The following is an 11798-nucleotide window of genomic DNA, read 5'->3' on the forward strand; positions in this document are numbered from 1 at the left end:
ATCGGCGTCAGCGCCGGTGTGCGCCGGGTTCACCGGGAACCACGGTCGTTGGTGCCGCGCTCAGCCGGCGGATCAGGTTGGTTTCGGCCTCGCGATACGGCGTGCCGTCGGCGCGGAAGACCTCGTGGAACCAGATCGTCGGCTCCTCCATCACATAGGGCTTTCTCCAGCTGTCCCAGGGCAGCCGCGTCTGCGTCTTTCCATCGACGAACCCCCAGTTCATCATCGCGACATTGTAGCGCTTGGCGATCGGCAGCGAGCCGTCGAACGTCGATCCGTTGCCGCGCGCCATATATTCGGTGCACAGGATCGGCCGGTCATACGGCAGCAACTGGCGCACGCGCGCCTCGAACGTCTCGGGCCAGCTGTAATCATGGAAGCTGATGACGTCGGACTGGCCGAGCTGAAGCGTCTCCATCGGCGACAGCTTGCCGCCGGTCGGGGTCCAGTCGTCATGCTGCCACACGCCCGACGTCAGCGGCTGTGACGGGTCGGTGTCACGTGCCCAGTCGAACGCCTGCGCCAGAAGCGCGCGGACGAGCGGTTCCTTGCCCTTCTGGCCCTTATACTGGTCGGCGCCATTGTCGGGTTCGTTCCAGACATCCCAGCCAAGGATGCGGTCGTCTTTCGCGAACGCCCCGACAATTCCCTGCACATAGGCCTTGTACGCGGGGTAGCGGCTCCGGTCGCGCAATCCCGGCAGGCCCGGACCCTGCACCCAGCCCGAATTGTGGACGCCGGGAATAGGCGGATGCTGGGGCCCGAGCTTCGGATCGGGATCCCAGCAGCTGTCGAACAGCACGAACAGCGGGCGGATGCCGTGCGCGTGCGCGATCGTCAGGAACGCGTCGATACGGCGCTTGAAGCCTTCGCTATCCTGAACCCAGAGCTGGTCGTGAAGGAACACGCGCATCGTGTTCATCCCGATCCCTTGGGCGAGGCCTAGCTCGTGATCGATCCGCTTGGGATCCCAGGTCGCCGCCTGCCACATTTCGAGCTGGTTGATCGCGGAGGCGGGGGTGTAGTTCGCGCCCACCAGCCAGGGTTGGCTGGCGTACCAGGCCTTGGCCTGCGCCTCGGTCCAGCGCGGGCGGGCATCGGCGGTGCCGACACTCAGCATAGTCGTCGCCGCGAGCGCGGCCAGCAATAGCTTGCCCATGTCTTCCTCCCCTGTCGGTCATTCTCGTTGCAGATCAGGTACGTCTGGCCGAATTAACGAAGGCCGGGCCGGTCATCGCGGATACGGCGAGGCAATTGCTTCTTCGTCGCACATAATTATAGGATTAGTAATAGGCGTCGCGCGGGTCAGCGTCGGCCGCGAACGGGAGCCCGGTTCTGGATAAGCGTTTGATCTCACCCAATCGGGCGATCGCAGCGGGTTCGCTATTCGCCGTCAGCCATGTCAGGCGCGATCGATGAGCTATACCGTCGGTGGCGACTGGGGCACGAGCAACCTGCGGCTCTACCGGATCGAGGACGGTGCGGTCGTTGATCGCACCGCGGGGCCCGGTATCGGGGACCTTGGCGGCCAGACGCCCGAGCAAGTGCTGCGCGGCGCGCTCGCACGCTGGCGCGAAACATCGGAGCCGCGCGCGATCCATCTCTGCGGCATGGTCGGATCGCGCAACGGCTGGGTCGAGATTCCCTATGTCGACTGTCCTGCCGATCCGGCAATCTGGGCGGCAGGATCGGCGCGCGCGATGGTCGACCGGATCCCCGTCACGATCGGCGCGGGGCTTGCCTGCACGCGCGGGTCGGGCGCACCCGATGTGATGCGTGGCGAGGAGACGCAGATCTTCGGTGCGATGGCGCTTATGCCCGAGCTTGCATCCGGACGTCATCTGATCGCGCTGCCCGGAACGCACAGCAAATGGGCGACCGTCGAGGACGGCCGGGTGACCGGGTTCCAGACGTTCGTGACGGGCGAGCTGTTCGCGCTGCTGCGGCGGCATTCGACGTTGACGCGTGCGGCGGCGGATGATGGCGCGGCCGAGGATGACGCCATCGGTTTCGACGCTGGGCTCGACCGTATCGCCGAGGGCGGGCATTTGCTCGGCGCGCTGTTCGAGACGCGGGCAGCGCAACTGCGCACGGGGGCCAGCGGCCGCTGGGCACTGGGGTTCCTGTCGGGGCTGGTCATCGGCGCCGAGATCGCCGAGATCCTGCCCGCGGCAACCGGCACCATCACGCTGATCGGTGATCCGGCGCTTGCCGACCGCTATGGCCGCGCGCTCGCGGCACGCGGCCTTGGCGCTACCGTTCATACCGGCGAAGCCTGTGCGCTTGCCGGCCTTGCCTTGCTGGAGACACCATGACCGTCGATGATCTGCTCGCATCGGGCACTGCGCCCATCGTCGCCATCCTGCGCGGCGTCGCACCCGACGCGGTGCTGGCGATCGGCGAGGCGCTGGTCGACGCCGGCATCCGCCTGATCGAGGTGCCGTTCAACTCGCCAGACCCGGCGACGAGCATTCGCATGCTGCAGCAGGCGTTCGGCGATCGGGCGGCGATCGGTGGGGGGACGGTGCTCGACATCGCTGCGGTCGAGGCGCTGGCTGCGACCGGCGGTACGATCATGGTGACGCCCAACACGAACCCCGCCGTCATCGCCCGCGGCGTCGAACTCGGGCTCGAGCCCATGCCCGGGTTCGTCACGCCGAGCGAGGCGTTCCAGGCGATCGCTGCGGGAGCGCGACGCCTGAAGCTGTTTCCCGCGGTCGCATTCGGACCCGCTTATCTCAAGTCAGTGCGCGAGATCCTGCCGAAGACCGTCCGCGTCTGGGCGGTCGGCGGCACGGGGGCGGACAATCTGGCCGATTGGCTGGCGGCGGGGGCCGAGGGGATCGGCGTCGGTGGCGCGCTCTACAAGCCCGGCGACACCGCCGCCACCGTCGGCACGCGCGCCCGCGCACTCGTCGCAGCCTGGCAGGCGACGCGGTCCGTGTAACGCGGGGCTTGGGTAGCGCGGTCGTCCGCGCTCCTAGGCCAGGATGGTCCGATCGATATCAGCGATCCGGCGGACGCCCGTCAGCGCCATCGCGACGCGCATCTCACGCTCGATTAGCGTCAGCAGCAGGTCGACCCCGGCCTCTCCCCGCGCGGCGAGCGCATAGACCCAGGCGCGACCGAGCAACACGCCTTCCGCGCCCAGTGCCAGCATCCGGACCACGTCGAGCCCCGACCGTACGCCGGAGTCGGCCAGTACCGTGACCTGACCGCGGACCGCGTCCGCGATCGCCGGCAGTGCGCGTGCGGTCGACAGCACGCCGTCGAGTTGCCGGCCGCCATGGTTCGAGACGATGATGCCGTCCGCGCCGATCTTCACCGCCTCGCGTGCATCCTCGACGTCGAGGATGCCCTTGATGATCAGCGGTCCATCCCAGGCCGAGCGGATCCATTCGAGATCGGCCCAGCCGATCGACGGATCGAAGTTCGCGCCGAGCCAGCCCATATAGTCGTTGAGCCCGCTGTTGCTGCCGAGCACGGGTTCGAGATTGCCGAGCTTGTGCGGCCGCCCGCGCAGCCCGACGTCCCATGCCCAGCCGGGCCGGCCAATCGCCTGCAGGACGCGCTTCAAGGGGGCGCCCGCGCCGGACATGCCGGAATGCGCGTCGCGGTACCGCGCGCCCGGGACCGGCATGTCGACGGTGAAGACGAGTGCTTCCGCGCCAATCTTTTTCGCCGTGGCGATCAGGTCGCGCATGAACGCCCGGTCACGGATGACGTAGAGCTGGAACCACAACGCGCCCGTGCCGCTCGCCTGCTTCACCTCCGACAAGGGACAGATCGAAACGGTCGACAGGCAGAAGGGCACGCCCGCGGTGGTCGCGGCACGGGCTGCCTGGGTTTCGCCGCGCCGATGATACATCCCGCTGATCCCGACCGGGCCGAGCGCAACGGGCAGCGCCATCGTCCGTCCGAACAGCGACGTCGTCAGATCGATGTCGGCGACGTCGCGCAGCACGCGCTGGCGCAGCGCAATGTCGGCGAGGTCGTCGACATTGCGCCGCAGCGTCTGCTCCGCATAGGCGCCGCCATCCGCATAATCGAACAGGAAGCGCGGCAGCCGCCGTCGGGCGGCTTCGCGGAAGTCGTGCGTCGAGGCGATGATCATGACGCGATCAGTATCGCACTTCCGCCGACACCGCATAGCGTTCGAGCGACGCGGGCTTCATCTCGATCGAATAGCCCGGCCGCGTCGGCGGCATATAGGCGGCATCGCGGATGACGCAGGGATCGACGAAATGCTCATGCAGATGATCGACATATTCGATCACCCGACCCTCGCGCGTGCCCGAAAAGCAGAGATAGTCGATCATCGACAGGTGCTGGACATATTCGCACAGCCCCACGCCACCGGCATGCGGACAGACCGGCAGGTCGTGCTTGGCCGCCATCAGCAGGACCGCAAGCACTTCGTTGACGCCGCCGAGACGGCACGCGTCGATCTGCACGACGTCGATCGCGCCCGCGTCCATGAACTGTTTGAACAGGATGCGGTTCTGGCACATCTCGCCGGTCGCGACCTTGACCGATCCGATCCCGCGGCGGATCTTGGCATGGCCCAGCACGTCGTCCGGGCTGGTCGGCTCCTCGATGAACCACGGGTTCGCGAAGGCGAGCGAGTTGACCCACTCAATCGCCTGGTCGACCTCCCAGATCTGGTTGGCGTCGATCATCAGCTTGGCATCGGGACCGATCGCCTCGCGCGCGATCCGCAGCCGGCGGATATCGTCGTCGAGATCGCGCCCGACCTTCAGCTTGATATGATCGAACCCGGCATCGACCGCCTCGCGTGCCAGCCGGTAGAGCTTCTCGTCCGAATAGCCGAGCCAGCCCGCTGACGTCGTGTAGCAGGGAAAGCCCTCGGCCTTGAGCGTCGCGACGCGCTCCGCCTTGCCCTCGGCGCGCTTGGTCAGCAGTGCGAGCGCCTCGTCGGGCGTGATGCAGTCGGTGATGTAGCGGAAGTCGATCGTGCGGACGAGTTCCTCGGGCGTCATGTCCGCGACCAGCTGCCAGACGGGCTTGCCGACGCTTTTCGCCCACAGATCCCACACCGCGTTGACGACGGCGCCGGTCGCCAGGTGGATCGCGCCCTTGTCGGGGCCGATCCAGCGTAGCTGGCTGTCATTGGTGACGTGGCGCCAGAACCGCCCGGCATCCGCCGCGATCCAGTCGAGGTCGAGCCCGATCACCCGCTCGCGCAGCGCGCCGATCGCGGCGACGCAGATCTCGTTGCCGCGCCCGATCGTGAAGGTCAGGCCGTGCCCTTCGAGCCCTGCCGTGTCGGTCTCCAGCACGACATAGGCGGCGGAGTAATCGGGGTCGGGATTCATCGCGTCCGAGCCGTCGAGCGAAAGGCTGGTCGGGAAGCGGACGTCGCGAATGCGCAGCCCGGTGATCGTCGTCATGCGCGCGATTCCACGACGCGCTGGGTCTGCTCGCCAAGGCCTTCGATGCCGAGGCGCATGACATTGCCCACCGCCAGATATTTGGGCGGCTTCTGGCCGAGGCCGACGCCGGGGGGCGTGCCGGTCGAGATCACGTCGCCCGACTGGAGGCTCATGAAACGGCTGAGATAGGACACGATCTCGGCCACCCCGAACACCATCGTCGCGGTCGTGCCGTCCTGATACTTGTGACCGTCGACCTCTAGCCACAGCCGCAGCGCCTGAGGATCGGGCACCTCGTCGGCCGTGACCAGCCACGGGCCGATCGGCCCGAACGTGTCGCAGCCCTTGCCCTTGTCCCAGGTGCCGCCGCGCTCGAGTTGGTATTCGCGCTCGCTGACGTCGTTGATGACGCAATAGCCCGCGACATGCGCCATCGCATCGGCTTCGTCGATATAGCGCCCGGGCTTGCCGATCACGACGCCGAGTTCGACTTCCCAGTCTAGCTTGGTCGAGCCGCGGGGCATTTCGACCGCGTCGTCGGGGCCGCAGATCGCGCTGGTCCATTTGTTGAAAATGACCGGCTCCTTGGGCACATCCATCCCGCTTTCGGCGGCGTGATCGCTGTAATTGAGGCCGATGCAGATGAACTTGCCGACCGCGCCGACGCAGGCGCCGTAGCGCGGCGTGCCGTCGACCAGCGGCAACGTCGCCGGGTCGATCGCCGCCAGCGTCGCGATCCCCTCGGGCGTCAGCGCATCGCCGGCAATGTCGCCCACGACCCCCGACAGATCGCGGATCGCACCATCGGCATCGAGCATGCCGGGCTTTTCATGGCCGATCGGGCCGTAGCGTAACAGTTTCATGGAGCGAACGTCCTCTGGTTCTAGGTCGTGGGGAAGGGGGTGGTTAGTTGACCCAGCCGCCGTCGATGACATGGGTCGTGCCGGTGGTGAATGCACTCTCGTCGGACGCGAGGTACAGCGCGAGCGCTGCGATCTCCTCGGGGCGGCCAAGGCGGCCAACGGGCTGGCGCGCGACGAAGGCGGCTGTCGCCTCTTCGAGCGGAATGCCGGCCGCGGTCGCCTGCTCGGCGACGCGCTGGCGCAGCGACGGGGAGTCGATCGTGCCCGGGCAGATCGCGTTGCAGCGGACGCCGCGCAGGACATAATCCGCCGCGATTGCCTTGGTCAGGCCGATCACCGCGGCCTTGGTCGTGCCATAGGCGAAGCGGTTGGGAATGCCCTTCACGCTCGAGGCGATCGAGGCGAGGTTGACGATCGATCCGCTGCCCTGTGCGAGCATGCCCGGCAGGAAGGCGCGGCACAGCCGGTACATCGACGTGACGTTCAGGGTCATCGAAAAGGCAAAGGCGTCTTCGTCACAGGCCAGGATATCGCCCGCATGGACATAGCCTGCGCCGTTGACGAGGATGTCGATGTCGCCGATCTGCACCGGCAGCGCGGCGACCGCCGCTGCATCGGTGACGTCGAGCATGATGGGCGTGACGCCCGGGACGGTCGCGAGCAGCTCGCCGTTCACGTCGGCGGCGTAGACCGTCGCGCCCTGTGCGACGAACGCCTCCGCGATCGATCGGCCGATGCCCTGCGCCGCAGCGGTCACCAGCGCGCGTTTACCGTTCAGTCTCAATGGATCGTCCTCATGGTAGGGGAAAGGGGGGCGTCGGTCGCGCCGCGCGCGAACAGTGCGACGACCGCGAAACAGACCAGCGGCAACGCCATCGCGACGTGCAGGCCACCCGCTGCGCCCGCGATCAGGCCCATCACCGGCGGCACCAGCGCGCCACCGATGATCGCCATGATGATCAGCGAAGAGCCGATCGTCGCGCGCGGTCCGAGATCGCGGACGCCGAGCGCGAAGATCGTCGGGAACATGATCGACATGAAGAAGCTGGTCAGCCCCAGCGCACCGACCGCGATCCAGCCGCCCGACAGCATCGCGACCGCGCAGAGCGCGATGTTGGCGACCGCGCACCCGAACAGCAACCGGGTCGCCGGCAGCCTGTGCATCAGCGCAGCGCCGATGAACCGCCCCGCCATGAACAGCACGAGGCTGAGCGACAGGAGATAGGCGGCCGACCGCTCGGGCGTGGCGGGCAGGCTGTCCTTCACGAAATCAACGAAGAAGCTCCAGATGCCGACCTGTGCGCCGACATAGAAGAACTGTGCGACCACCGCGCGCCACAGCCCCGGCGCGCGCAGGACCGTGAACAGCCCGTCATGCGCGCTGTCGTCGGTCTTGGTGTCGAGCGCGGGGAGGCGGACCAGTGCGATGGCGACGCCGACCAGCACGACGATGATCGCCAGCAGCAGATAGGGCACCTGCACCATGCGCGCCTCGGCGACGCGATACGCGACCAACTGCGCCTGCGGCATCGTCGTCAGCGTCGCCGCGTCATGCTCGACGCCTGAGAAGATGAACAGACCGCCGATCGTCGGCGCGAGCACCGCGCCGAAGCCGTTGAACGCCTGGGCGAGGTTCAGTCGCTGCGAGGCACGCGCCGGGTCGCCGAACGCGACGATATAGGGGTTGGCGGCGGTTTCCAGAAAGGCAGCACCCGACGCCAGCACGAACAGCGCGCCGAGAAAGGCCGCATATTCGCGGACTTCGGCGGCGGGCCAGAACAGCAAAGCGCCGATCGCGTACAGCGCCAGTCCGGTCAATATGCCTGCGCGGTATCCGAAGCGGCGCATGACCAGACCCGCGGGCAGCGCCATCACGAAATAGCCGACATAGAAGACGAACTGGATCAGGCCGGCCTGCGCACGATTGAGGTCGAGCGCCTTCTGGAACTGGCGAATCAGGATGTCGTTGAAGTTGTTGGCAAGCGCCCAGAGGAAGAACAGGCTGGTGACGAGGATGAAGCCCGTCCGAAATCCCGGCCGGATGAAACGCCCTGTGCTCGACGCGGTGTCAGCTATGTCGGCCATGTGGCTCGAGCCCTTCGCAGCGTGTGCCATGACATCCTCTCTTCGTCGCCTCTGGTGCGATTGCCGCCATCATAGGCCTTGAGAGAGGTTTGCATATATAAAAAATCATGTCACAGGTGAGCAATAAGTGAAGGGATGCAAAAGCCCGATGGTGAAGAGGATCGATGCGCACCAGCATTTCTGGCGCTATCGCACGGTGGAGTATGACTGGATCCAGCCCGGCAGCGTGCTCGCGCGCGACCGGCTCCCGGTCGACGTCCGGCCCGCGCTGGAGGCCGCCGCGTTCGACGGCTGCATCGCGGTGCAGGCCTGCCACAGCGCGGCGGAGACCGACTGGCTGCTCGCGCTCGCGGACGCGACTCCCTGGATCATGGGTGTCGTCGGCTGGGTCGACCTGACCGCGCCCGACGTCGCAGCCCAGCTCGACCGTCACGCATCGCGGTCGCTTGTGGGCATACGGCACATCGCGCAGGACGAACCCGATCCGCGCTATCTGCTGCGCGAGGATGTCCTGCGCGGCGTGCGGACGATCCTGTCGCGCGGTCTCGTCTATGACATACTCGTCCGCGGGCCGGCACAGCTCGCCTGCGTTGCCGACCTGCTCGAAGCGGCCGGGGCGGGGTCGCTGGTACTCGATCATGGCGGCAAGCCCGACATCGCGGGTGGCGAATGGGGCCCCTGGGCCCGGACGATCGCGGCCATCGCCGCCTTTCCAGACGTCACCTGCAAGCTGTCGGGGCTGGTGACCGAGGCCGATCACGCCGCCTGGTCGCCGACCGACATCGCGCAGTATCTCGACCATCTGCTCGCCTGCTTCGGACCGGACCGTCTGATCTTCGGATCCGACTGGCCGGTGTGCCTGCTTGCCGCCGAGCATGCGGCGGTGGTCGACCTGATCGAAACCTTCGTCGCGCGCGCCTGCCCGGGGCACCGCGATGCGATCTTTGGCGGCACGGCGGCGCGCGTCTATCGCTTATCTACTATCGAGGATGGACTATCATGAAGCTGGGACTCGACGGTAAACTGGTGATCGTCACCGGCGGTGGCGCCGGGATCGGCGGCGCGATCTCGACGCTGCTTGCGGAGGAGGGCGCGATCCCCGCGATCCTCGGTCGCAGCGCGCTCGACCCTGCGTTCGAGGCGAATATCCGTGCGCTTCAGCCCGCAACGATGTTCATCCGCACCGAGATGACCGACGACGGCGCCTGCGCCTCGGCAGTCGCGCAGATCGTCGCGGCGGGGCACGGCATCCATGGCCTGGTCAACAATGCGGGCGCCAATGACGGGATCGGGCTGGAAGCGGGAACAGCGGCCTTCCTCGCCTCGCTGGTCGCCAATGTTGGCCATTATTACGGCATGGCGCATCATTGCCTGCCGCACTTGAAGGCCAGCCGCGGCGCGATCGTCAACATCTCGTCGAAGACCGCGCTGACCGGGCAGGGCCAGACCAGCGGCTATGTCGCCGCCAAGGCCGCCCAGCTCGGCCTGACGCGCGAATGGGCGGCGGCGCTGGTCGGCGACGGCGTCCGCGTCAACGCGGTGCTCCCTGCCGAGGTGATGACGCCGCTCTATCGCGCGTGGATCGACACGTTCGACGATCCGCAGGCCAAGCTCGACGAGATCGCGGGCAACATCCCACTTGGCCGGCGGCTGACGACCGACCGCGAGATTGCCGATACCGTGGTGTTCCTGCTGTCGGCGCGGTCGTCGCACACGACCGGGCAGTGGATCATCCCCGATGGCGGCTACACGCATCTCGACCGCACGCTGACCTGACCGGTCAGCCCTGCTCGTCGAGCGCAAAGATGCGTTCGGCGGGCAGCCATTTCTCGCCCGGCTGCGCGCTCGGCAACGGACGCTGGAGGCGCGACATCGCGGCTTCCCACGCGACTACGGCGGGATCGGACGCGTCGGCTGCGGCCTTTGCCTCGGGGTCGAAATCGGGGCCGGTCCGCATCATCATCACCAGCCGGTCATCGCGCTGATAGATGTCCATCGCCTCGATCCCCGCCGCTCGGATCGAGGCGAGCACGGCCGGCGGCACCGCGCGGTGGCGATCGCGATACGCCGCGATCAGCGCGGCATCGTCGTGAAGGTCGAGCAGAAGGCAATGCCACATGATATGGTGTTCCATCGTAAGTAGGGAGTAGGCGACGCGCTTGCAGCGTTCAGCCGTCGGATCCAGCGTCCGACACGCCATGGTCGACGACCCGCTGATACAGCCCGTCGCGCACTTCGGGGGACAGTTGCTCGGCGATCGTCGCGGCGGCGTGGCGCAGCACCGCCTGCGATGCGTCCAGCGTCACGCGTGCGCCCGGGCCATCGACGAACGGCACGGTCAACGCTGCCCGCGCGGACCCCATCACCAGAATCGGCACCGACATGTCGGTGATCGCATTCAGGACCGGACTTGGGGTGGTGTGCAGACCCTTCGCTGCGATCGCGTCCAGCTCCGCCGCCAGCGCGGCCGTGTCGAAATCCGCACCGGCCAGACGCACGTCGTCGAGCATGGCCTGGCGCACGTCCGCCGACTGGAACGCGAGCAGGACGCGTCCCGACGCCGAGCGATGCAGCGGTCGGCGATAGCCAACCCGGATGGCAAAGCCCGACAGGCTGGGGGCCTCGACGCCGACGATCACGACCATCTCGGCACCCGACGCCACCGCCATGTGACAGCTTTGCCCGGTCCGCCGCGCGACTTCGCTCATCACCGGGAGCGCGATGCCGACAAGGTTGCGGACCGGCGGCTGGCTCATGCCGAGCGCGAACAGCCGGTTGGTCAGGCGGTAACCGTCATCGCCCCGCGCGATATAGCGGTGTTCCTCGAGCACCTGCAGCATGCGGAAGATCTCGCTGACCGACCGGCCGAGCGCGGTCGAGATATCCGACATGTTGAGCGGCGCGGTGGCGGCGGCCAGCAGCTCGAGGATCTCGAGCCCCTTTTTGAGCGCGGGCGCCTGATAGCGCGATTTCGTCGTCATGGCTCCCCCGGTGCGCTTTTTGCGGCTTCTACGATCACCCACGCCAAGAACATAGCGGCTCCGGTCGCAGGCTGGTAATTCAGGCCCCGCTATGGCGTGCGATCAGACGCATGGCATGCCGTGACAGACCTGCTAAGGCGGCGGCATGTCGAAAAATCTCAGCACTTCCGGTACCATTGACGTCGATGGCACCACCTATGACTGGCGCCTCGAGAGCGAGCCGCAATGGTCGGACGACGACGGGTGGAAGGGGATGGTCCTTTCGCTGCTCGAAAAGGACTGCCAGCGCGAAGCGATGCTCGAATTTCCCGCCCCCAAGCGCCTGCTGAAGGGGTTGCCGCGCGGGCGGCTCCAGATCGATGATCCGACCATTTCGCGCGGTATCCGGGCGGCGTTGGGCGCAGGCTGGGAGCCGATGTCGCGCGGCAAGCCCGTCGTATTCGTTGTCGACGCCGAGGGCAATTAAGCGCGCCTCC

At 67.2% G+C, this 11798-nt stretch carries 13 protein-coding genes; 5 read left to right on the top strand and 8 right to left on the bottom strand.

The window, feature by feature from the left end; all coding sequences use genetic code 11:
- Window positions 1–7 precede the first annotated feature (7 nt).
- Entirely contained in the window at window positions 8–1159 is a 1152-nt protein-coding gene (locus NEF64_RS09630) for a glycoside hydrolase 5 family protein (RefSeq protein WP_252573680.1), read from the bottom strand.
- A 256-nt stretch (window positions 1160–1415) separates the two neighbouring features.
- Here NEF64_RS09630 and NEF64_RS09635 point away from each other — a divergent pair, with 256 nt between their 5' ends.
- Together NEF64_RS09635 and NEF64_RS09640 are read left to right on the top strand one after the other, a co-directional pair.
- The gene (locus tag NEF64_RS09635; protein ID WP_056408513.1) at window positions 1416–2315 is read left to right on the top strand and encodes a 2-dehydro-3-deoxygalactonokinase; all 900 of its coding nucleotides are present in this window, start codon (window positions 1416–1418) and stop codon (window positions 2313–2315) included.
- Window positions 2312–2947 carry a 2-dehydro-3-deoxy-6-phosphogalactonate aldolase gene (locus tag NEF64_RS09640; RefSeq protein WP_056408511.1) on the top strand — a complete coding sequence of 212 codons (636 nt, stop codon included), beginning with the start codon at window positions 2312–2314 and terminating at the stop codon, window positions 2945–2947. Before NEF64_RS09635 ends, NEF64_RS09640 begins: the two co-directional genes overlap by 4 nt.
- Window positions 2948–2980: 33 nt before the next feature.
- On the opposite strand, the gene lldD is transcribed toward NEF64_RS09640, so the two are convergent.
- From lldD to fucP, 5 genes are read right to left on the bottom strand one after another with little or no spacing between them, the layout of a single operon-like run.
- Complete coding sequence (gene lldD, locus NEF64_RS09645) at window positions 2981–4114, bottom strand: FMN-dependent L-lactate dehydrogenase LldD (protein ID WP_056408508.1); 1134 nt, start codon at window positions 4112–4114, stop codon at window positions 2981–2983.
- A gap of 7 nt (window positions 4115–4121) precedes the next feature.
- Entirely contained in the window at window positions 4122–5411 is a 1290-nt protein-coding gene (locus NEF64_RS09650) for an L-fuconate dehydratase (protein ID WP_056408505.1), read from the bottom strand.
- Entirely contained in the window at window positions 5408–6256 is an 849-nt protein-coding gene (locus NEF64_RS09655; protein ID WP_056408503.1) for a fumarylacetoacetate hydrolase family protein, read from the bottom strand. The genes NEF64_RS09650 and NEF64_RS09655 overlap by 4 nt, the downstream gene beginning before the upstream one ends.
- A gap of 43 nt (window positions 6257–6299) precedes the next feature.
- Window positions 6300–7040, bottom strand: coding sequence for an SDR family oxidoreductase (locus NEF64_RS09660; RefSeq protein ID WP_056408499.1), 741 nt, complete (start codon window positions 7038–7040; stop codon window positions 6300–6302).
- Window positions 7037–8341: an L-fucose:H+ symporter permease gene (gene fucP / locus NEF64_RS09665; protein WP_107045805.1), complete on the bottom strand. Its 1305-nt coding sequence runs from the start codon at window positions 8339–8341 to the stop codon at window positions 7037–7039. The genes NEF64_RS09660 and fucP overlap by 4 nt, the downstream gene beginning before the upstream one ends.
- Before the next feature lie 148 nt (window positions 8342–8489).
- Between fucP and NEF64_RS09670 the strand changes: the two genes are divergently transcribed.
- Window positions 8490–9344, top strand: a complete 855-nt coding sequence (locus NEF64_RS09670; RefSeq protein ID WP_056408495.1) for an amidohydrolase family protein — start codon at window positions 8490–8492, stop codon at window positions 9342–9344.
- Entirely contained in the window at window positions 9341–10117 is a 777-nt protein-coding gene (locus NEF64_RS09675) for an L-fucose dehydrogenase (protein WP_031396388.1), read from the top strand. The genes NEF64_RS09670 and NEF64_RS09675 overlap by 4 nt, the downstream gene beginning before the upstream one ends.
- Before the next feature lie 4 nt (window positions 10118–10121).
- On the opposite strand, the gene NEF64_RS09680 is transcribed toward NEF64_RS09675, so the two are convergent.
- A complete protein-coding gene (locus NEF64_RS09680) occupies window positions 10122–10475 on the bottom strand; it encodes an L-rhamnose mutarotase (RefSeq protein WP_416374986.1) in 354 nt (117 codons plus the stop codon).
- A 34-nt stretch (window positions 10476–10509) separates the two neighbouring features.
- A complete protein-coding gene (locus tag NEF64_RS09685) occupies window positions 10510–11322 on the bottom strand; it encodes an IclR family transcriptional regulator (protein ID WP_082447000.1) in 813 nt (270 codons plus the stop codon).
- Window positions 11323–11467: 145 nt separating this feature from the next.
- Between NEF64_RS09685 and NEF64_RS09690 the strand changes: the two genes are divergently transcribed.
- Entirely contained in the window at window positions 11468–11788 is a 321-nt protein-coding gene (locus NEF64_RS09690) for a hypothetical protein (RefSeq protein WP_031441677.1), read from the top strand.
- Window positions 11789–11798: the final 10 nt, after the last annotated feature.

It is taken from the genome of Sphingomonas aerolata (assembly GCF_023935825.1).
Lineage (GTDB): Bacteria > Pseudomonadota > Alphaproteobacteria > Sphingomonadales > Sphingomonadaceae > Sphingomonas > Sphingomonas aerolata.

What these genes read in the sequence shown, in the direction of transcription:
- NEF64_RS09630 (WP_252573680.1), bottom strand. Translation starts at nt 1,159, where the DNA reads ATGGGCAAGCTATTGCTGGCCGCGCTCGCGGCGACGACTATGCTGAGT.
- NEF64_RS09635 (WP_056408513.1), top strand. Translation starts at nt 1,416, where the DNA reads ATGAGCTATACCGTCGGTGGCGACTGGGGCACGAGCAACCTGCGGCTC.
- NEF64_RS09640 (WP_056408511.1), top strand. Translation starts at nt 2,312, where the DNA reads ATGACCGTCGATGATCTGCTCGCATCGGGCACTGCGCCCATCGTCGCC.
- lldD (WP_056408508.1), bottom strand. Translation starts at nt 4,114, where the DNA reads ATGATCATCGCCTCGACGCACGACTTCCGCGAAGCCGCCCGACGGCGG.
- NEF64_RS09650 (WP_056408505.1), bottom strand. Translation starts at nt 5,411, where the DNA reads ATGACGACGATCACCGGGCTGCGCATTCGCGACGTCCGCTTCCCGACC.
- NEF64_RS09655 (WP_056408503.1), bottom strand. Translation starts at nt 6,256, where the DNA reads ATGAAACTGTTACGCTACGGCCCGATCGGCCATGAAAAGCCCGGCATG.
- fucP (WP_107045805.1), bottom strand. Translation starts at nt 8,341, where the DNA reads ATGGCCGACATAGCTGACACCGCGTCGAGCACAGGGCGTTTCATCCGG.
- NEF64_RS09670 (WP_056408495.1), top strand. Translation starts at nt 8,490, where the DNA reads ATGGTGAAGAGGATCGATGCGCACCAGCATTTCTGGCGCTATCGCACG.
- NEF64_RS09675 (WP_031396388.1), top strand. Translation starts at nt 9,341, where the DNA reads ATGAAGCTGGGACTCGACGGTAAACTGGTGATCGTCACCGGCGGTGGC.
- NEF64_RS09680 (WP_416374986.1), bottom strand. Translation starts at nt 10,475, where the DNA reads ATGGAACACCATATCATGTGGCATTGCCTTCTGCTCGACCTTCACGAC.
- NEF64_RS09685 (WP_082447000.1), bottom strand. Translation starts at nt 11,322, where the DNA reads ATGACGACGAAATCGCGCTATCAGGCGCCCGCGCTCAAAAAGGGGCTC.
- NEF64_RS09690 (WP_031441677.1), top strand. Translation starts at nt 11,468, where the DNA reads ATGTCGAAAAATCTCAGCACTTCCGGTACCATTGACGTCGATGGCACC.